This is a genomic window from Actinomadura kijaniata (assembly GCF_014138665.1).
Lineage (GTDB): Bacteria > Actinomycetota > Actinomycetes > Streptosporangiales > Streptosporangiaceae > Spirillospora > Spirillospora kijaniata.
In genome coordinates this window covers 573,408-592,640 of record NZ_JACJIA010000003.1, presented here as the reverse complement: position 1 = coordinate 592,640, position 19,233 = coordinate 573,408, and the positions used below count along the sequence as shown (strand labels likewise).

At 72.3% G+C, this 19,233-nt stretch carries 16 protein-coding genes and 1 tRNA gene; 9 read left to right on the top strand and 8 right to left on the bottom strand.

The features are described 5' to 3' along the window. Positions 1-69: 69 nt before the first annotated feature. The 6 genes from HNR61_RS14935 to HNR61_RS14910 form a co-directional block, all read right to left on the bottom strand. Positions 70-3,021 (bottom strand): AAA family ATPase, encoded by a 2,952-nt coding sequence (locus HNR61_RS14935; protein ID WP_182843715.1) that lies wholly within the window; start codon positions 3,019-3,021, stop codon positions 70-72. Between the two features lie 38 nt (positions 3,022-3,059). Then, complete coding sequence (locus HNR61_RS14930; RefSeq protein ID WP_182843714.1) at positions 3,060-3,866, bottom strand: hypothetical protein; 807 nt, start codon at positions 3,864-3,866, stop codon at positions 3,060-3,062. Between the two features lie 27 nt (positions 3,867-3,893). Then, positions 3,894-4,313, bottom strand: coding sequence for a hypothetical protein (locus tag HNR61_RS14925; protein ID WP_182843713.1), 420 nt, complete (start codon positions 4,311-4,313; stop codon positions 3,894-3,896). Between the two features lie 25 nt (positions 4,314-4,338). Then, the gene (locus HNR61_RS14920) at positions 4,339-5,559 is read right to left on the bottom strand and encodes a S1 family peptidase (protein WP_182843712.1); all 1,221 of its coding nucleotides are present in this window, start codon (positions 5,557-5,559) and stop codon (positions 4,339-4,341) included. A 375-nt stretch (positions 5,560-5,934) separates the two neighbouring features. Next, positions 5,935-6,138, bottom strand: a complete 204-nt coding sequence (locus HNR61_RS14915; RefSeq protein ID WP_182843711.1) for a hypothetical protein — start codon at positions 6,136-6,138, stop codon at positions 5,935-5,937. An 867-nt stretch (positions 6,139-7,005) separates the two neighbouring features. Beyond that, positions 7,006-7,077 (bottom strand) — tRNA-Arg (locus tag HNR61_RS14910). Between the two features lie 134 nt (positions 7,078-7,211). Between HNR61_RS14910 and HNR61_RS14905 the strand changes: the two genes are divergently transcribed. The 7 genes from HNR61_RS14905 (at position 7,212) to rho (ending at position 15,601) form a co-directional block, all read left to right on the top strand. After that, a complete protein-coding gene (locus HNR61_RS14905) occupies positions 7,212-7,574 on the top strand; it encodes a response regulator transcription factor (protein ID WP_067813959.1) in 363 nt (120 codons plus the stop codon). A 21-nt stretch (positions 7,575-7,595) separates the two neighbouring features. After that, on the top strand, positions 7,596-8,306 hold the full coding sequence (locus HNR61_RS14900; RefSeq protein WP_182843710.1) for a DALR anticodon-binding domain-containing protein: 711 nt from the start codon (positions 7,596-7,598) through the stop codon (positions 8,304-8,306). Continuing rightward, entirely contained in the window at positions 8,303-9,694 is a 1,392-nt protein-coding gene (gene lysA / locus HNR61_RS14895) for a diaminopimelate decarboxylase (protein WP_182843709.1), read from the top strand. The genes HNR61_RS14900 and lysA overlap by 4 nt, the downstream gene beginning before the upstream one ends. Beyond that, positions 9,691-10,992, top strand: coding sequence for a homoserine dehydrogenase (locus HNR61_RS14890; RefSeq protein ID WP_312897911.1), 1,302 nt, complete (start codon positions 9,691-9,693; stop codon positions 10,990-10,992). Before lysA ends, HNR61_RS14890 begins: the two co-directional genes overlap by 4 nt. Positions 10,993-11,048: 56 nt before the next feature. Continuing rightward, positions 11,049-12,116: a threonine synthase gene (gene thrC, locus HNR61_RS14885; RefSeq protein ID WP_182843708.1), complete on the top strand. Its 1,068-nt coding sequence runs from the start codon at positions 11,049-11,051 to the stop codon at positions 12,114-12,116. 62 nt (positions 12,117-12,178) lie between these two features. Beyond that, on the top strand, positions 12,179-13,099 hold the full coding sequence (thrB, locus tag HNR61_RS14880) for a homoserine kinase (RefSeq protein WP_182843707.1): 921 nt from the start codon (positions 12,179-12,181) through the stop codon (positions 13,097-13,099). A 465-nt stretch (positions 13,100-13,564) separates the two neighbouring features. Further along, positions 13,565-15,601, top strand: a complete 2,037-nt coding sequence (gene rho / locus HNR61_RS14875) for a transcription termination factor Rho (protein WP_182843706.1) — start codon at positions 13,565-13,567, stop codon at positions 15,599-15,601. A gap of 191 nt (positions 15,602-15,792) precedes the next feature. Here rho and HNR61_RS14870 read toward each other — a convergent pair whose 3' ends face one another. Then, positions 15,793-16,350, bottom strand: a complete 558-nt coding sequence (locus HNR61_RS14870) for a hypothetical protein (protein ID WP_182843705.1) — start codon at positions 16,348-16,350, stop codon at positions 15,793-15,795. Continuing rightward, a complete protein-coding gene (locus HNR61_RS14865; RefSeq protein WP_281400455.1) occupies positions 16,254-16,625 on the bottom strand; it encodes an MFS transporter in 372 nt (123 codons plus the stop codon). The genes HNR61_RS14870 and HNR61_RS14865 overlap by 97 nt, the downstream gene beginning before the upstream one ends. A gap of 525 nt (positions 16,626-17,150) precedes the next feature. Here HNR61_RS14865 and HNR61_RS14860 point away from each other — a divergent pair. Further along, positions 17,151-18,494, top strand: a complete 1,344-nt coding sequence (locus HNR61_RS14860) for a sensor histidine kinase (protein WP_312897910.1) — start codon at positions 17,151-17,153, stop codon at positions 18,492-18,494. Between the two features lie 47 nt (positions 18,495-18,541). Next, the gene (locus HNR61_RS14855) at positions 18,542-19,195 is read left to right on the top strand and encodes a response regulator transcription factor (RefSeq protein WP_182843703.1); all 654 of its coding nucleotides are present in this window, start codon (positions 18,542-18,544) and stop codon (positions 19,193-19,195) included. Positions 19,196-19,233 lie beyond the last annotated feature (38 nt).

Here is a 19,233-nt window from a genome sequence, read left to right as displayed (position 1 = left end):
ACCCCCCGAGGTGGGCTTTCCCCTACCCCGCCCGCTCCGCGCACGTCGTCCGGGCGGTCCCGGCCCGGATCAGGGAACGTCCTCGCGGCGGAGCAGTCCCAGTTCGGCCGTGGGGACCCGCTCCCCGGCGCGTTCCGTCCGTGCGATCCGCCGGGCGTGCGCGGTCCGCATCGCCTCGAACAGCTTGCGGACCTCGCGGCCGTTGCCGGTGTCGAACGCGTCGGCGTGCGCGGCGAGGTGGCCGCGCACGGCGTCCAGCGCGTCGTCGGTCACGGTGAACCCGGCGTCGTCGGCCTGCTTCACCAGGATGGACACCAGCTCCTCGCGCCCGTAGGGCGGGAAGTCGACCGTCATGGAGAACCGCGAGGCCAGCCCCGGGTTGGCGGCCAGGAAGCCCGCCATCTCCGCGGTGTACCCCGCGACGATCACCACGACCTCGTCGCGGTGGTCCTCCATCAGCTTCACGAGCGTGTCGATGGCCTCCTGCCCGAAGTCGTGCCCCGTTCCGGCCGGCCGCGCCAGCGCGTACGCCTCGTCGACGAACAGCACCCCGCCCCGCGCCCTCTCGAACGCCGCCCGCGTGCGGGCGGCGGTGTGCCCGACGTACTCCCCGACCAGGTCCGCCCGCGACACCTCCACGACCTGCCCGCGCGCCAGGAACCCCAGGGCCGCCAGCAGCTCCCCGTACAGGCGCGCGACCGTCGTCTTGCCGGTGCCGGGCGGGCCCGCGAAGACCAGGTGGCCGGAGACCGGCTCGGCGGGCAGCCCGGCCCGTTCCCGGCGCAGCGTCGTCTCGATCAGGTCCAGCACGTCCCGGACGCGCTGCTTGACCGGCTCCAGGCCGATCATCGCGTCCAGCCGGGCCCGCACCGCCTCGGCCTGCCCGCCGTCGCGCGCCTCCCCGGCCCGCACGCCGAGCCCCCGCTCGACGACCCCCTCCAGGTCCTCGGGCAGCAGCAGCACCAGATCGTCGGCCGACGGCGGCTCCGCGGCGTCGGCCAGCCGCAGCGCCTGCTGCCCGAGCGCCGCCTCGAAGATCCGCCGCGCCTCGCGCCCGTTGCCGAAGTGCTCGTCGCGCCGCGCCCGCCGGAAGTGCTCCAGCAGCACCCGCCCGGTCTCGTCGGCGAGCCGGAACCCGTAGCCGCCCGCCATCCGCCGCACGATCTCGGTGAGCTCGGCCGGGCTGTAGTCCTCGAACTCGATCGTCCGGGAGACCCGCGACTCCAGCCCCGGGTTGGCGGACAGGAACTCGCGCATCTCCGCGGAGTACCCGGCGAACACCACCGCCGCCTCGTCGCGGTGGTCCTCCATCAGCTTCACGAGCGTGTCGATGGCCTCCTGCCCGAAGTCGCTCCCGGTCCCGAACCGCCGCGCCAGCGCGTACGCCTCGTCGACGAACAGCACCCCGCCGCGCGCGCTCTCGAACACCGCCGCGGTCTTCTGCGTCGTCTCCCCGAGGACCTTCCCCACCAGGTCGGACCGCGACGCCTCGACGAACCGGTCACCGGGAACGGCCCCGAGCGCCGCGAGCAGCCTCCCGTACAGCCGCGCGACGGTCGTCTTCCCGGTGCCGGGCGACCCGGAGAACACCACGTGCCGCCCGATCACCGGCCCCTCGGGCAGCCCCGCCCTCCGCCGCTGCTCGGCGATCCGCAGGAACTTCACCAGCTTGTGGATCTCCTGCTTGACCTCCCGCAGCCCGATCATCGCGTCGAGCTCGGCCAGCAGGGCGTCCACGTCCGGGGGCCCCTCCCCGGCGCCGGACGCGGCGGTCCCGCCCGGCGCGGGGGACGCCTTCGGCGGGGCCTGCCCGACGGGACCGCCCTCCGAGTCGACGTGGACCCGCGCCTCCAGGTCGTCGGGCGCGCCGTTGTCGGACGAGACCGTCGCCCCCGCCACCTCCAGCCGGGCCTCCGGGCTCGCCATGATCCCGGCCCCCTCGTTGCCGGTGATCGTGCAGTCCCGCAGCGTCATCCGGGTGCCCGGGTCGGCCGCGGCCCCGGCGGCGGTGTTGCCGCTGACGCGCGTCCCGGCCAACGTCAGCGACGCGCCGTCCCCGGTGACGCCCGCCCCGAGGTCGCACCCCGTCAGCGAGCCCCCGGTGAACACGCAGCCGCTCGCCTCGCCCACCGCCACCCCCTGCTGGGCGGCCCCGGACACGTCGCAGGCCTCGAACTCGGCCGTCCCCCCGCCGTCCACCAGGACGCCCGCCAGCCCGGCGTCCCGCACGGCCAGCCCCCGCGCCGTCAGCCGCGCCGAGTCGGTGACCAGGACCCCGAAGCCCCCGGCGCCCTCGATCACCATGCCCTCGGCGGTCGCGGTGGAGTTCTCCCGCACGACCAGCCCGCCCTGCCCGGACCGGCGGACGGCCCCGCCCCGGACGGTGACGGCGGAGCGGTTCTGGATGACGACGCCCCCGGCCGCGGCGTCCTCGACCACGCACTGGTCCAGCAGCGGGGCCGATCCGGTGTTCACCCAGAAGCCGTGCTCCCCGGCGTTGCGCACGAGCACGTCGCGCAACGTCACCCGGCTCCCGCTGTGCAGGGCGACCCCGCACAGCCTGGCGTCGGTCACCAGCGTGTTCTCGATGACCCCGGCCGCGTCGGACAGCACGATCGCGCCGTCCCGCACGGTGCCCCGCCGCACGAACAGCTCGGCCCCGTTCCACGCGCTGATCGCCTTGCCGGACGCGGCGACGAACTCGCAGTCCTCGGCCGCGAGCGTGCCCCCGGTGACGTTGACGACGGTGCCGTTGTCGTTCCAGTTGCGCAGCACGAGACCCCGCAGCGTGACCTGCCCCTCGACCTGGAGCAGGTAGTCGTCCGCGCAGTCCAGCACGACCGACCCCGGCCCCCGCACCGCGACGATCTCCAGGGTGTTCCAGTAGCGGTACGACGGGGCCCGGTACTGCCCGGGCTCGACGGCGATACGGCGGGGGACCCCGGCGGGCAACGGTGTTTCGAGCGCGTCCAACAGGTTCCGGAACCCGCTCCGGGCGGTCTGCGACACCACCAACCGCATGCGCTCTCCCCACACGACCTCTTGTGTTCCTACCGCCGTCAGCGTGGCGGGCGGGCGTAGAGCGAGACAACCCCCTCCGCCACATCGTCCAGCGCGAACCCGACCCGCCAGATCTCCAGCAGGGAGGCGTACGGGTTGGCGAGGTCACCGAACGACGCGCCCCCGGCCGCGAACCCCACCGGCCGCCCGAACACCGTGATCTCGTCCGGCACCCGCAGCCCGAGCCGCGCGGCCGCCTCCCACCCGGCGTGCATCTCGGCCTGCCGGTGCGCTTCGGAGTAGCAGGAGTCCTTGGTGCCCCAGGGCAGAGCGACCCCGATCCCGTCGCGGAACCCGGCCAGCTCCTCCGCCCAGTGCCGCGTGAACAACTCCCGCAAGGCGAAGGCCAGGTCGTGGGGCACCCCCGCCTCGTAGACGCGCCCGCCGACCCGCCAGACCAGCCGTTCCGGGGAGGGCACCCCCCAGGGCTCCAGCTCCGCCGCGAACCGCCAGGCCAGCTCCTCGGCCCGCCGCACGGCCCCGGGCGCGGAGGCCAGGGCCACGACATGCCGTTCGTCGGGGACCCCGTCCACGAGGGCGCCGGGCCGCACCCCGGTGGCCCGGCACTCCCCGCAGGTCCAGGCGTCCTCTTCCCACTCCATGTCCGAGTCGTATCCGCCGACGGTGCCCCCGCCGCGACACCGGGGACAGGCGACGAAGTGCAGGAAGCGCCGCCACGGCTCGTCCCCGACGAGCGCCCGCCACACGGCCCCCGGCCCGTCCCCGCCCGCCAGCGCGTCCCGAACGTCCCCGAGCCGTTCCCGCCGGGGCTCCAGAAGCCCCTGGCAAAACACGGAGTAATCCATCAAGCGACCTTACCGAGGCAAGGGCGGTCACTTCTGGCGCTCGATCTCCTCGTTGAAGACGATGATCCCGCCCTTGGGCACGCAGGAGGCGGGAAGCCCCTTCGGCGCCCTGCCGACGTCACCGCCGCCCCCGGTGCTGAACCTCTCCCCTTCGAGCAGGTCACCGAACCCGGGGACGTTGACACCGCGCTTGCCGCCCCCGCGGACGGGCTCGGTGCCCTTGGGCCACACGGGCGCCCGGCGGCTCCCCGACTCGAACGCGAAGTGCAGGCAGCGACTGGCGGGGTCGTACACGAGCCGCCCGACGTACATGATCCGCGGCTCGCCGTCATAGCCGTGATGGACCAGAACGATCGGATCGTCCCCGGTGCGGTCGATCCCCTTGCCGCCGCATGCCGCGGCCCCCAGCGCCAGCGCGACCGCGACGGTCACCGAACGGGTCGTCATCTCGGGCTCCCGGCGGTTGATCGAGCTATGACAGGTACACCGAGACGCCCATCGCCTCGTACATCCCCGCCACAGGAGTGAAGAGGTCGCGCGTCCGGCGGTCGATGCGCTTGGCGCCGGACAGGATGCCGTAGGCGCCGTTCCCCCAGTACCAGGGTCCGCCGCTGTCACCCCTTCGCGTCACCTCCCCGCGAACGGCGGTCAGGCCGCAGTACCTGGGCAGCCCCGCGTACTTGACGCACTGCCCGTTCTTGTAGACCTTGGTGCATTTCGCGTGGGTGAAACGACCGTAGTTGCAGATTTTCTGCCCCACCCTGGGCCGCCTGTACAGCTTGACCCCGCGCTTCTTGTTCGGCGCGTAGTAGAACCAGGGAACGGCCTTGTACCTCCCCGAGGAGTACCACGCCATGTCACCGTAACGGCCTCCGTGCGAGCCGCGACGTTTGATGGTCGTGAATCTCCCTCGGTGATGATGATTGTAGAACCGGAACCTGGAGTTCCCCCGCGAGCAGTGATGAGCGGTGGCGACACCCCGCGCCCTGCCCTTGCGAACGGTGAACGCCGCGGTGCAGATGCCGTCCCCGTTGAGAAAGCCACCACCGCGCATGTGCGTTTTGGGGGAGGCGTCCACCCTGTCGACAAACGTGACATTGACGGTGATCGGAGCCTTGGCCCGCCCCCTGAGCAGCCGCCTGCGTTCGTCAGCACTCAGAGGGGCCCGCGCCGCCACGGAAATATCGATCGCCCCGCTGGCGATCTCGTAACCACCCTCAGCGGTCTCGACGCCAGGATGCCCGGCAATACGGAAGAAGTTGTCGACGGTGGCATCGTTCAGCTCCTTCTCGGAGAACCCCTTGTTCCCGATGAGCCGAACCGGCACCGGCAGCGTACGAGCCAGAACGACCGCCTCGGGAGGAACGGTCCCCTTGAACCCGATCCACGCCCCACTGCCCTCCCCAGTGATCTCAGCCCCCGAGTACTCGCCCGGATACCGCCCCTGAAGCCTGCCGGTCACCTCCAGAAAGGAGTTCTGCCACCCCCACCGCCGAACCGCCTCCCCAACCCCGATCCCGTCACTCCGGGCAACAACCCTCAAATCCTCAAGCTCGGCAGCAGAAATCTCCACCGGCGTCTCCCGGGCAGGCGTCACCACCACGACAACCGGCGAAGCCACAGCCACCGACCCGGTCCCCGAAGCCAGCGCCGCCCCCGCGACCAACGAGACCACCGCCGCCCTGAGGCGCATGCCCCTCAGACCCCCTGAAGCTGACCAAGAACCCCGACGAAGCCCGCCCCATAAGAAAGCGTCGCCCAGAACCCAAAAGCGACACCGGAGGAGCTGGCTCCCGTCACGTCCGCAAGCTGCCTTACCCACCGCAAGGTCCTACCAATGCCCACGGTACTCAAAAGTCAGAACAATTAAACTGAAGTATCTCCAAGGAAATTGTCAAAGCGTGATCCGCGCGTCCTCGCTCAAAAATCCTCAAGGAGAACGTTCACTCTGAAGGATTCAAATACGTGCACACGACTCTGGAGGGGCTATCCAGCTCACCGGCCACGCAACCGCCGACCTGTGCACAAGCGCGCTGCCCTGTTCCCCGCATGTTCCGGATCTCGGTCATCAGCTGTAGAAGTTCCTGCCGTACTCCTCGGGGCCCACGGTGAAGTCACCCGGCCGGACCTCGCGAAGATATTGGCACCGAGCGTCGAACGCCTCGATCGCCTGCGGAATGTTGTAGCCGAACGTCTCACGCAAAATCATCAAGGCCGGAAGGATGCGATGGTTGACGATGTGATCGTCGATCTCGGGCCAACGGTCGGTCATGCGGCAAGTCTGGCATGCAGGAGCCGGTAGCGGTTCCACGCTCTCAGCGGCACCGAGGCCTCTGACCGCACCCCCGCACGTCCACCGCCGTCGCCAACGCCTGCGTTGTTTCGCGCCGCTGCGAACGTGCCTTAGGACAAGTTCGCCTGTGGATATGTGGACGACCGCTGGAACAAGATATCGGCAAAGCCGCGTCTTTCCACCATGCGACGCTGGGCGTCCAGCAAGAGCCACCGGGAGGCGAAGCGGCCAAGCCGGATCGCCACTGCTCTCGCCTGGGCGCAGAAGGGCAAAGTGCCTGTCGGTGGCCTCGCCGAATCCAAGAACATCACAACCGCGCTGCCCGCGTGCGCGCAGAAGCTCGGCGGGAAACCGGCATCGTCCAGCTGCTGCACACGACGCAGGTGTGTTCTCTGCAACATCCTCCAGCGCACCGTTCAACGTGGCCACCCCAAGACCACTCCATCGACGGGCTGGACTGGATAGCCCATCGAAGACGGCGAATGGGGGAAAGAGGCGTTCTTCGGCGGGCTGCTGCTCCCGTCCGGGTGCGGGCGCACCTGGCGCCGGGCGCGCAAACTGTCGCTACCGCCCGAGACGGCCGCGTCGGTCCTGGCCTGGCCTCCGTGCGACCTGTGTCACGCCGCGATCACCTTCTGGCTGAACGTCCGTGTCCCACCCCGCCAGGTGACCGAGTGAGCGGGTAGCGGCGTTGAGGTGATCAACAAGGTCTACAGCGCACGGGCCGCACGCGTATGGCACGCACACGACGGTGTATATCGATGGCACCTGATGCCACACCATTCGGTGAATGCAAACGGCCCGTTCTCCCAGGTCAAGCGGGAGATCGGGCCGGTCGTCGTAAGGTGCCCCCTGCAGGATTCGAACCTGCGCACACGGCTCCGGAGGCCGTTGCTCTATCCCCTGAGCTAAGGGGGCCCTGTCGCTCGTCTCTGCGGTGCGACGGGAAGAAGGCTACCAGGGTTCGACGCGTAGTGCGTACGTGGGCGTTCGCCGTGCGTCGGGGGAGGGAGTCGGCTAGCTTCGGGAGGGTGACCGAGCCACTGGGACGCGTGCTGGTCGTCGACGACGATGAGGTGATCCGGCAGCTGATCGCCGTGAACCTGCAGTTGGAGGGGTTCGAGGTCGAGACCGCGGTGGACGGTCAGGACTGTCTTGAACGGGTCGGCGAGGTCCGGCCCGATGTGATCACTTTGGACGTGATGATGCCCCGGCTGGACGGGTGGGTGACCGCCGGCCGGTTGCGGGAGGACCCGGCCACCTCGCACATCCGGGTCGTGATGATCACGGCGCGGGCGCAGGAGCACGACATCCGGCGGGGGCACGAGATCGGGGTGGACGCCTATGTCACCAAGCCGTTCGACCCCAACGTGCTGATCCAGACTGTGCGCAAACTCGCTGCCGTGTCCAGATAGTGGTCAGATAGTCTCACCAGAGTGACCCCAGCCGATGTCGGTGACGCCCTCGTGGCCGCGGTGCGTGACGCCGTGGCGGGTGGTGTCGTGCCGCCGGACGGGGTCGATGTCGTGGGGCGGGGCCCGGGGGTCTATGCCAGTCCGGTGGCGTTGAGGCTGGGGCTGGATCCGGAGGATCTCGCCCGGCGGGTGGCGCGGTGGCCGGGGGTGCTGCGGGCCGAGGTCGCCCGGGGGATGGTCGTCGTCTTCGTGGAACCGGGGAGTCTGGCGGCGGAGGTCATCGCCGCGGGGGACTCCTACGGGGTCGCCCGCGTGCCGGGCGGGGGATGGGACGAGTGGCCCCGGACCTGGGAGAACCCCGGGTTCGCGGTGCGGTACGCCTATGCGCGGGCCGCGGCGGTGCGGAGATGGGCGGATGGGCTCGGGATCGGGCCGGGGGAACCGGTGGGGCTCGTCCGGGACGAGGAGCTGGCGTTGCTGGGAGCCTTGGGGGAGTTGCCCGGGCGGGCCCGGCAGGCCGAACGGGAACGCGACCCCGGCGCGCTGGTGAAGTGCCTGGAACGGCTCGCGGGTGCCTATCACGACGTTCATGAACGATGTCCGGCGTTGCCCCGGGGCGATGAGAAACCCGGGGCGGTGCACGGGGCCCGCGTCACCCTCGCGGAGGCCGCGCGCATCGCCTTGGCCAACGGCATGAACATGATCGGTGAGACACCCAGAGAGCGGATATGAGCAGAGTTCACCCGGCGGGGCCGCGCCACGCCGACGTCCTTCCCGAAGACCACCCGGTGCCGCCTCCGGCCGACCTGAACGAGCTGGAGCCGCAGGTGTGGCCGCGCGGCTCCCGGCGGCGGGACGGCGCCGTCCGGATCGGCGGCGTCGACGTCCGGGACCTGGCGCAGGAGTTCGGGACGCCGCTGTACGTCTACGACGAGGACGACGTGCGGGCGCGGGCGCGGGAGTACGCGCAGGCGTTCCATGACGGGGACGTCCACTACGCGGGCAAGGCGTTCCTGTGCACCGCGGTCGCGCGGTGGATCAAGGAGGAGGGGCTCGGGCTCGACGTGTGCAGCGGGGGCGAGCTCTCCATCGCCCTGGCCGCGGGCTTCCCCGCGGAGCGGATCACCCTGCACGGCAACAACAAGGCCGTGTGGGAGCTGGAGCGGGCCCTGGACGCCGGGGTCGGGCGCATCGTGCTCGACTCGTTCGAGGAGATCGCGCGGCTGGGGTACCTCGCGCGGGAACGCGGGGTCCGGCCCAAGGTCATGATCCGGGTCACCACCGGTGTCGAGGCCCACACGCACGAGTTCATCGCGACCGCCCACGACGACCAGAAGTTCGGGTTCTCGCGGAACTCGGGCGCCGCCCTGGAGGCGGTGCGCCGGGTGCTGGCGCTCGACGCGCTGGAGCTGGTCGGGCTGCACTCGCACATCGGGTCGCAGATCTTCGACGCCGACGGGTTCGAGGTCGCGGCCCACCGGCTGGCCGGGCTGCTGGTCGCGATCCGCGACGAGCACGGGATCGAGCTGCCCGAGCTGGACCTCGGCGGGGGCTACGGGATCGCCTACACCGACGGCGACGAGCCCATCGACCCCAAGGAGATGGCCGACCGGCTGCGGGACATCGTCGGGCGGGAGTGCCGGGCCTACGAGCTGGCCATGCCCCGGCTGACCGTGGAGCCCGGACGGGCCATCGTCGGTCCGGGCGGGGTTACCCTGTACGAGGTCGGCACCGTCAAGGACGTCGAGGGACTGCGCACCTACGTCTCCGTCGACGGGGGCATGAGCGACAACCTGCGCACCGCCCTGTACGGCGCCGAGTACACCTGCGTCCTGGCCAGCCGGACCTCCGACGCGCCCCCGATGCTCAGCAGGCTCGTCGGCAAGCACTGCGAGAGCGGCGACATCGTCGTACGCGACCTGTGGCTGCCCGAGGATCTGGCGGCGGGGGACCTGGTGGCGGTCGCGGCCACCGGTGCGTACTGTCGATCGATGGCCAGTAACTACAACCACATTCCCCGGCCCGCCGTGGTGGCGGTCCGGAACGGCAAGGCGCGGGTCATCGTCCGCCGCGAGAGCGACGACGACCTGCTGCGTCTCGATGCGGAGGTCGAAGCGTGAAACCGTTGCGGGTGGCGCTACTGGGCTGTGGCGTCGTCGGCACCGAGGTGGTGCGGCTGCTCAACGAGCAGGCCGCCGACCTGGCCGCGCGCGTCGGCACGCCCCTGGAGCTGGTCGGGATCGCCGTGCGGCGGCCCGACCGGGTCCGCGAGGGCGTGGACCGGGCGCTGCTGACGACCGACGCCGAGGCCCTCGTCACCCGCGACGACGTCGACATCGTCATCGAGGTGATCGGCGGGATCGAGCCCGCCCGGTCGCTGATCCTGGCGGCGATGAAGACCGGCAAGTCGGTGATCACCGCGAACAAGGCGCTGCTGGCCGAGGACGGCGCGACGCTGTTCGCGGCCGCCCGCGAGTACAGCGTCGACCTGTACTACGAGGCCTCGGTGGCGGGCGCGATCCCGCTGCTGCGGCCGTTGCGGGAGTCGCTCGTCGGCGACCACGTCCACCGGGTGCTGGGGATCGTCAACGGCACGACGAACTACATCCTCGACCAGATGGACACCCAGGGCGCCGGGTTCAACGAGGCGCTGGAGGAGGCCCAGGCCCTCGGGTACGCCGAGGCCGACCCCACGGCGGACGTCGAGGGCTTCGACGCGGCGGCCAAGGCGGCGATCCTGGCGCAGCTGGCGTTCCACACGCCGGTGACCGCCGCCGACGTGCACCGCGAGGGCATCACCGAGGTCACCTCCGCCGACGTCGCGGGCGCCAAGGAGATGGACAGCGTCGTGAAGCTGCTGGCCATCTGCGAGCGGGTGCCCGAGGAGAACGGCCGCAACGGGCGCGGCGTCTCGGTGCGCGTCTACCCGGCGATGATCCCCCGGTCGCACCCGCTGGCCAGCGTGCGCGAGGCGTACAACGCCGTCTTCGTGGAGGCCGAGTCCGCCGGTTCGCTGATGTTCTACGGCGCGGGCGCCGGCGGCGCCCCGACCGCCTCGGCCGTCCTCGGCGACCTGGTGGCGGTGGCCCGCAACGTGGTCGCCGGCACGACCGGCCCCGTCGAGGTCACCTACGCCGAGCTGCCGGTGCTGCCGATGGGCGAGACCACCACCCGCTACTACATCCAGCTCGACGTCGCCGACCAGCCGGGCGTGCTGGCCGGGGTCGCCGAGGAGTTCGCCCGGCACGGCGTGTCGATCAAGGCCGTCCGGCAGGAGGGCATGGGCGAGGACGCCCAGCTCGTCGTGGTCACGCACCGGGCGCCCGACGCCGCGCTGTCGGCGACCGTGGAGGGGCTGCGCGCCTTCCCCATGGTCCGCCAGGTGGCGAGCGTCATGCGCGTCGAAGGCGACGAATAACCCCTTACCGGGTCTAGAATCCGGCGCAAAGCCGCAGGTCAGCTGAGGAGATCGACGTGAACGGGACCGCCCGCGCCTGGCGCGGCCTCATCGAGGAGTACCGCGACCGCCTGCCCGTGTCGGAGCGAACGCCGGTGGTCACGCTGCTGGAGGGCGGCACCCCGCTGGTCCCCGCGCACCGGCTGTCACAGCTGACCGGCTGTGAGGTCCGTCTCAAGGTCGAGGGCGCCAACCCGACCGGTTCGTTCAAGGACCGGGGCATGACCATGGCGATCAGCAAGGCGGCCGAGGACGGCGCCAAGGCCGTCATCTGCGCCTCCACCGGCAACACCTCCGCCTCGGCGGCGGCGTACGCGGTGCGGGCCGGGATGACCTGCGCGGTGCTGGTCCCGCAGGGCAAGATCGCGATGGGCAAGCTGGCGCAGGCCCTGGTGCACGGCGCGCGGCTGCTGCAGGTCGACGGCAACTTCGACGACTGCCTGGAGCTGGCCCGCAAGCTGTCGGTCGACTACCCGGTCGCGCTCGTCAACTCGGTCAACAAGTACCGGTTGCAGGGGCAGAAGACGGCCGCGTTCGAGATCGTCGACGCGCTCGGCGACGCCCCCGACATCCACTGCCTGCCGGTCGGCAACGCCGGCAACATCTCGGCGTACTGGATGGGCTACCGGGAGTACGCCGCCGACGGGGTGGCCTCGCGGACCCCGCGCATGCTGGGCTTCCAGGCCAGCGGCGCGGCGCCGTTCGTCAAGGGCGAGCCGGTGCTGAAGCCGCAGACGATCGCCACGGCGATCCGCATCGGCAACCCCGCCTCCTGGGACCTGGCGATCGCCGCGCGCGACGAGTCGGGCGGCGCGATCGACTCGGTCACCGACCGGCAGATCCTGGCCGCCTACCGGCTGCTGGCCGCCGAGGAGGGCGTGTTCGTCGAGCCCGCCTCCGCCGCCAGCGTCGCGGGCCTGCTGAAGGCCGCCGAGGAAGGGAAGATCGAGCGCGGCTCGAAGATCGTCTGCACCGTGACCGGAAACGGTCTCAAGGACCCCGACTGGGCCATCGCCGGGGCGCCCGCGCCGACCACCGTCAAGGTGGACGCGCACGCCGCCGCCTCCGCGCTCGGCCTGGCCTAGCCACCGCACGAACGGGACCGTCCGCGCGCCGGGCGGTCCCCGTCTCCCTACCTGGGGGTTCCATGAGCTGGGCCGGTGAGCCCGTCCTGGTGCACGCGCCCGCGACCAGCGCCAACCTCGGCCCGGGGTTCGACTCCCTGGGGCTGGCGCTGTCGCTGCACGACGATGTCGAGGTCCAGGTCACCGCCGGTGGCCTGGAGATCGAGGTCGAGGGCGAGGGGGCCGAGGTCGCCGACCGCGGCGAGCGGCACCTGATCGTCCGGGTGCTGCGGCGCGCGTTCGAGGAGATCGACGGGCTGGCCGGGAGCGACCTCGGCCAGCCCGCCGGGCTGCGGCTGCGCTGCCGCAACCGCATCCCGCACAGCCGCGGCCTGGGCTCCTCCTCGGCCGCGATCGTGGCGGGCGTGATCGCCGCGCGGCACCTGCACCCGCACGGCCGGGTGCTGGACGACGACGCGGCGCTGCGCCTGGCCACCGAGATCGAGGGCCACCCCGACAACGTCGCGCCGTGCCTGGCGGGCGGGCTGACCGTCGCCTGGACGACGCCGGACGGGCCCCGGCTCGTCCGGCTGGAGTCGCGGGTCGGGCGGGTCGTGGCGTTCGTCCCGGACCGGCGGGTGGCGACCGAGCAGGCGCGCGGGCTGCTGCCGGCGACCGTTCCGCACGCCGACGCCGCCGCCAACGCGGGCCGCGCCGCCCTGCTGGTCGCCGCGCTGACCGGCGGCCTCGGGGACGACGTCCTGCTGGACGCCACCGAGGACCGCCTGCACCAGGGGTACCGCGCCCCGGCCATGCCGGAGTCGGCCGAACTGGTGGCCGCGCTGCGGGCCGAGGGCGTCCCGGCGGTGATCTCCGGCGCGGGGCCGACGGTCCTGGCCCTCACGGCCGGGGACCGGATTGATTCGACGACCGCGAAAGTGGGTAATGGGTGGCACATACACCCGCTGGACGTCGCCCCTCGCGGCGCTCGCGTTCCCGACTGACGGACCCGGCCTCCGATCCCGCTTCCGTGCGGGACCGGGCGTTCGGGCGGCACTCCGGCCGGTGCGATGATCCACGTAGGTAAAATGCGAAGACATCGACCTCTGGGGAATAGCAGTGTGCCCTGGTGATGTTAGGCTGAATGCCGCACCAGATGCCCCGTTCGGGGCCGTGTGCTCGTCAGCCACGCGTCACCTGTCCGGCCCTCCGGTCGTGTCGGTCCCGCGTACGAGGCTTCCCGTCGCCGTGACTCTCCGTCGCCAGGCTATCCAGTGTGACTTCGGACGTGGCGGTAACGGACCGGCCAGCGAGCGAGCCGTCCCGACCACCATCTGGCTGTGCCCAGAAATCACAGATCCCGGACCTTTCTCGGTCCGCGGACCCCGACTCGGCGCCCCCGCCGGGCCGCATCATCGGGTTGCCTGGCCGACCGTCGGCCAAAGCCCGCTCCCTGGGAAGGACCCTTAGTGAGCGAATCCAGCGAACTCCTTACGGACGCCTCCAGCACGGCCTCCGCCGGCGAGACCGCCGAGCGTGCCACCCCCCGGCGCCGCCGGACCGGTACCGGCCTGTCGGCCATGGTGCTGCCCGAGCTCAAGGCGCTCGCGTCCAGCCTCGGCATCACCGGCGTGACGGGGATGCGCAAGAGCCAGCTCATCGCCGCCATCCAGGAGAAGCAGGGCGGCCAGGGGCAGGGTTCGGCCGCGGGCGAGCAGGGAGCCGCTGAGCAGGCGAAGACCGAGCAGGCTCCGGCTCGGCAGCGCCGTACGCGCACCGCCGCCAAGCGTGACACCGTCGAGGCTCCCGTCGAGACCGCCGCCAAGCCCGAGAAGGCCGAGAAGCCGGAGAAGGCCGACCGGGCCGAGGGCGACGTCCGGGTGGAGAAGGCCGACAAGGCCGACAAGCCCGCCGCCGACAAGGCGGAGAAGACCGAGAAGAAGACCGAGGACGGCGAGAACCAGGGCGGTCGTGAGAGCGGCCGCGAGGGCGGCCGTCAGCGCAACCGCCGTGACCGTGGCGAGCGCGGTGACCGTGGTGACCGTGGCGAGCGCGGTGACCGTGGTGACCGCGGCGAGCGCGGTGACCGTGGCGACCGCGGTGAGCGCGGTGACCGCAGCGAGCGCGGCGAGCGGGGTGACCGCAGCGAGCGGGGTGACCGCAGCGAGCGCGGTGAGCGCGGCAACCGCGACGAGCAGGGCAACCGCCAGCGCGGCGGCGGCCAGCAGCAGGGCGGCGGTCAGGGCGGCGGTCAGGGCGACGACGACGGCGACGGCAGCGGCCGCGGCCGCCGGGGTCGCCGGTTCCGCGAGCGCAACCGCGGCCGCGGCGGGCGCGGCGAGCGTTACGAGGAGCCGGTGATCAGCGAGGACGACGTCCTCATCCCGGTCGCGGGCATCCTGGACATCCTCGACAACTACGCGTTCGTCCGGACCACCGGCTACCTGCCCGGCCCGAACGACGTGTACGTCTCGCTGGCCCAGGTCCGCAAGAACGGCCTGCGCAAGGGCGACGTCATCACCGGCGCGGTCCGCCAGGCCCGCGAGGGCGAGCGGCGCGAGAAGTTCAACGCGCTGGTCCGCCTGGACACGGTCAACGGCATGGAGCCCGAGCAGGCCAAGCAGCGCGTCGAGTTCTCCAAGCTCACGCCGCTGTACCCGCAGGAGCGGCTGCGCCTGGAGACCGACCCGGGCGTGCTGACCACCCGGATCATCGACCTGGTGTCGCCGATCGGCAAGGGCCAGCGCGGTCTGATCGTCTCGCCGCCCAAGGCCGGTAAGACGATGGTGCTGCAGGCCATCGCCAACGCGATCACCAAGAACAACCCCGAGTGCCACCTCATGGTCGTTCTGGTCGACGAGCGTCCCGAAGAGGTCACCGACATGCAGCGGACGGTGAAGGGCGAGGTCATCCACTCGACCTTCGACCGTCCCGCCGAGGACCACACCACGGTCGCCGAGCTGGCCATCGAGCGCGCCAAGCGCCTGGTGGAGCTGGGGCACGACGTGGTCGTCCTGCTGGACTCGATCACGCGTCTGGGCCGCGCCTACAACCTGGCGGCGCCGGCGTCGGGCCGCATCCTGTCCGGTGGTGTGGACTCCACCGCGCTGTACCCGCCCAAGCGGTTCTTCGGCGCGGCCCGCAACATCGAGAACGGCGGCTCGCTGACCATCCTCGCCACCGCGCTGGTGGAGACCGGATCCCGTATGGACGAGGTCATCTTCGAGGAGTTCAAGGGCACCGGCAACATGGAGCTGAAGCTCAACCGTCAGCTCGCCGACAAGCGGATCTTCCCCGCGGTGGACGTCGACCAGTCCTCCACCCGCAAGGAGGAGATCCTCATGGCGCCGGAGGAGCTGCGGGTCGTCTGGCAGCTGCGCCGCGTCCTGCACGCCCTCGACACCCAGCAGGCGCTGGAGCTCCTCATCGAGAAGATGAAGGAGACCAAGTCCAACGCCGAGTTCCTGCTCCAGGTCCAGAAGACCACGGTCTCCGACGACCGCTGAGCGCGAACCTGACGAACGCCCCCGCCCGGGTTTCCCGGGCGGGGGCGTCCGCCGTTTCAGGGGGCGTGCGCCGGGGCCCGTCCGGTCGCGGCGGCCCTCGAACGGCGCGCACCCGGTGTCGCCGAGGTCGCTGACGGCGTGCTCGCCGGCGCCGTAGGGCGTGCGCCACGCCGCGGCGGAGCGGCTCGTTCTCATGCGAGGTTCTCCCGGCGGACGCGACGGCCGTCATCATGTTCGAAGCCATCCGCCCTGCTCTTTCCGGCACGCGCGGAGGGTGTCGCGTGCCCGAAAGCGGCGAACGCCGCCAGCGCCGCCAGCGCGCAGGCCCCGGCCGCCGGGGGCAGCGTCCCCGGGCCGCCGGACGCCAGCAGCCGGCCGCCCGCCGCGCCGCCCAGCGACGCGCCGACGTAGACGGCGCTGCTGGTCAGGGCCATCACCTGCGGGCCGTCGTCCGGACCGGCCAGCGCCAGCACGCGGGTCTGGACCGGCGGCGGCACCGCCCACGCGGCCGCCGACCACAGCAGCAGTGCCGGGACGACCGCCGCCGGCGGCACCGGGCGCAGCCACCAGCACGCCGCCAGCCCGGCCATCGCCACCGCGAACGCCGCCGACGCCGCCGCGAACGCCCGGCCCGCGCCCAGCGTCGCGGCGTTCACCGCGGCCGACTCGCGCGGGAACACCGCCAGATACGTCTGGATCGTGAGGTTGCCCAGCACGGCGAGCACGGCGGCGAGCAGGACGCCGAGCACGGCGGGCAGCCGCAGGGGTCGCAGGCGGGCGGACAGGCGCGCGGGGGAGCGGGCGGGACCTGCGGCAGGGCCGCGCGCGTGAGCGCCAGGCAGCCCAGGCCGAGCGCTCCGACCAGCAGGAACGTCGCGCGCCAGCCGAACGCCGCGCCGATCCACGTGCCCAGCGGGACGCCGACCACGACCGCGCCGGTCAGGCCCGCCATGACCGTCGCGAGGTCGTGGCCCCGGCGTTCGGCGGGGGACAGGGAGGCGGTCAGCGCCGGCACGGCCGGCAGCGATACCGCGCGGTGTCGGCGGCATCGTCCGCGACTCCTGGCGGCGCCACCTGGCCCCCGAGCACCTGCCCGCCACCCGCCTCATCCGCGAGATCGAGGGCCTGGCCGCCGCGGGCCGCCTGCACACCCCGCGCTTCCTGGCCGACCGCGCGGAGTTCGTCGCCGCCGCCCTCACGGCGCGCGGCCTGGACCCCGACGACGCCCTGCGCAAGGCCACGTTCCTGAACGCGGCCTACGCGGGCCTGCAGAGCGACCTGCTGGCGACCGGCGAGCGGGTCCGCGTCGAGCGGGCCCTGGACGACCTGTGCGCCCTCGCCGACTCCTGGACCGGAGCCCCCGCCCCGCCCCCGCCGCCGGGGCCCTGTCATCGGGCCAGGAAGGTCGCTGATCCTCGTGGGGATGGCGGGGTGGGGCTAGCCCCACCCCGTACTCGCTGGGACGCCGGATGGCCCGGCCGCCGCCGGGCGGGCAGGCTGGAGACGTTCCGGGCCGTACCGTGGAGAGACCGGCCGGGGGAGGGCGAAAGTGAGCGAAGTGAGCGGGGCCGCCGTGCGGGCGGCCTGGCGGGTACCCGGGCGGACGGTCACCGAGGGGTCGTGGCGGCCCGCGGCGATGGCCCGGTCGCCGCTGACCTGGGCGTCGGCGGTCTACCTGCAGACACACGTGGCACTGGCGTTCGGCTGGTTCCTCGTCCTGGCCATCGGGCTCCCGCTCGCGCTGGGGCTGTCGGTCATCTGGATCGGCATCCCGATGCTGGTGGCGCTGATGGTGACGTGGCGGTTCGCGGCGGTCCTGGACCGGGCGCTGGTGCGGCTCGCGTTCGGCGTGGCGATCCCCAGCCCGTACCGGCCGCTGCCCCGGGGGCTCAACCCGCTGACCAAGCTGCGGACCATGGCCACCGACCCGGCCAGCTGGAAGGACCTGCTCTACCTGGTCCTGCTGTTCCCGGTCGCGTTCGCCGAGGCCACGGTCATGCTGGTGCTGTGGCTCCCGGCGATGGCTCTGGTCTCCCTCCCGGTGGTCGTGCTGTTCGACGAGCGGGGCGTCGAGGTCGGGTTCGGCGCGGTGTCCTACTGGGCCGGAAGCCCGGTCGAGGCGCTGCCGATCGCCGCGTTCGGGCTGGTCATCGCGGTGGCGGCGATGTACGTCACCCGCACGGTCGCGATCGGGCACGCCTGGTTCGCGCGGATGCTGCTCGGCCCCAACGTCTCCCAGAGCGAGAACCGGGAGCTGCGGGCCCGCGCCGAACGCCTCCAGGCCAGCCGCGCCCGGGGCGTCGACGCCGTCGAGGCCGAACGCCGCCGCATCGAGCGCGACCTGCACGACGGCGCCCAGCAGCGGCTGCTGGCCGTGGCGATGGACATCGGCCGCGCCCGCGCCAAGCTGGAGAGCGACCCCGAGGGCGCCCGCGCGCTGATCGAGCAGGCGCACGCGGGCACCAAGGAGGCCATCACCGAGCTGCGCGACCTGGCGCGCGGCATCTACCCGGCCATCCTCACCGACCGGGGCCTGGACCCGGCGCTGTCGGGGCTGGCCGGACGCGCGCCGGTGCCGGTGGAGGTGAACGTCGACCTGCCCGAACGCCCCCCGGCCGCCGTGGAGTCGATCGCCTACTTCATCGTCGCCGAGTCCCTGGCCAACATCGCCAAGTACGCCCGCGCCACCCGCGCCTCGGTCCGGGTGGCCCGCGAGGACGGCTGGGTGGTCGTCGAGGTGATCGACAACGGGGTCGGCGGCGCGAAGGCCGAGCCCGGCGGCGGGCTGGCGGGGCTGGCCGACCGCGCCGCCACCATCGACGGCATGCTGATCGTGGACAGCCCGCCCGGCGGTCCCACGATCATCCGGGCCGACCTGCCCTGCTCGTGGTGATCACCAAAGTCCGGCCGGACGACCGCGAACCCCGGATAATGGGGGGCATGCGGGTAGTGATCGCCGAGGACTCGGTGCTGTTGCGCGAGGGAATCGTCCGGCTGCTGGAGGACGCGGGCATCGAGACGGTCGGCACCGTCGGCGACGGGCCCGGGCTGCTGGGACTGGTGCGGGAGCACCGGCCGGACCTGGCGATCGTGGACGTCCGCATGCCGCCGTCGTTCACCGACGAGGGGCTGCGGGCCGCGCTGAAGGTGCGGGAGGCCGTTCCCGGCACCCCGATCCTGGTGCTGTCGCAGTACGTGGAGGAGCGCTACGCCACCGACCTGATCGGCGGCGGCGCCGAGGGCGTCGGCTACCTGCTCAAGGAGCGCGTCTCCGACATCGCCGAGTTCATCGACGCGGTCCGCCGGATCGCGGCGGGGGGAACGGTGATCGACCCCGAGGTGATCGGCCAGCTGCTGGGGCGGCGGCGCTCGGGCGACCCCCTCCAGGACCTCACCCCGCGCGAGCAGGAGGTGCTCGCGCTGATGGCGCAGGGCCGCTCCAACGGGGCCATCGCCGGGGAGCTGGTGGTCACCGAGGGGGCCGTGGAGAAGCACATCTCCAACATCTTCGCCAAGCTCGGCCTCCAGCCCGCCCAGGGCGGCCACCGGCGCGTGATGGCCGTTCTGGCGTACCTGGGGCGCGCCGGGGGCTGAACGCCGGCCGTGCTCGGGAATGCCCGGTGACCTCGGCA

What these genes read in the sequence shown, in the direction of transcription:
- HNR61_RS14935 (WP_182843715.1), bottom strand. Translation starts at nt 3,021, where the DNA reads ATGCGGTTGGTGGTGTCGCAGACCGCCCGGAGCGGGTTCCGGAACCTG.
- HNR61_RS14930 (WP_182843714.1), bottom strand. Translation starts at nt 3,866, where the DNA reads ATGGATTACTCCGTGTTTTGCCAGGGGCTTCTGGAGCCCCGGCGGGAA.
- HNR61_RS14925 (WP_182843713.1), bottom strand. Translation starts at nt 4,313, where the DNA reads ATGACGACCCGTTCGGTGACCGTCGCGGTCGCGCTGGCGCTGGGGGCC.
- HNR61_RS14920 (WP_182843712.1), bottom strand. Translation starts at nt 5,559, where the DNA reads ATGCGCCTCAGGGCGGCGGTGGTCTCGTTGGTCGCGGGGGCGGCGCTG.
- HNR61_RS14915 (WP_182843711.1), bottom strand. Translation starts at nt 6,138, where the DNA reads ATGACCGACCGTTGGCCCGAGATCGACGATCACATCGTCAACCATCGC.
- lysA (WP_182843709.1), top strand. Translation starts at nt 8,303, where the DNA reads ATGAGCAGAGTTCACCCGGCGGGGCCGCGCCACGCCGACGTCCTTCCC.
- thrB (WP_182843707.1), top strand. Translation starts at nt 12,179, where the DNA reads ATGAGCTGGGCCGGTGAGCCCGTCCTGGTGCACGCGCCCGCGACCAGC.
- HNR61_RS14855 (WP_182843703.1), top strand. Translation starts at nt 18,542, where the DNA reads ATGCGGGTAGTGATCGCCGAGGACTCGGTGCTGTTGCGCGAGGGAATC.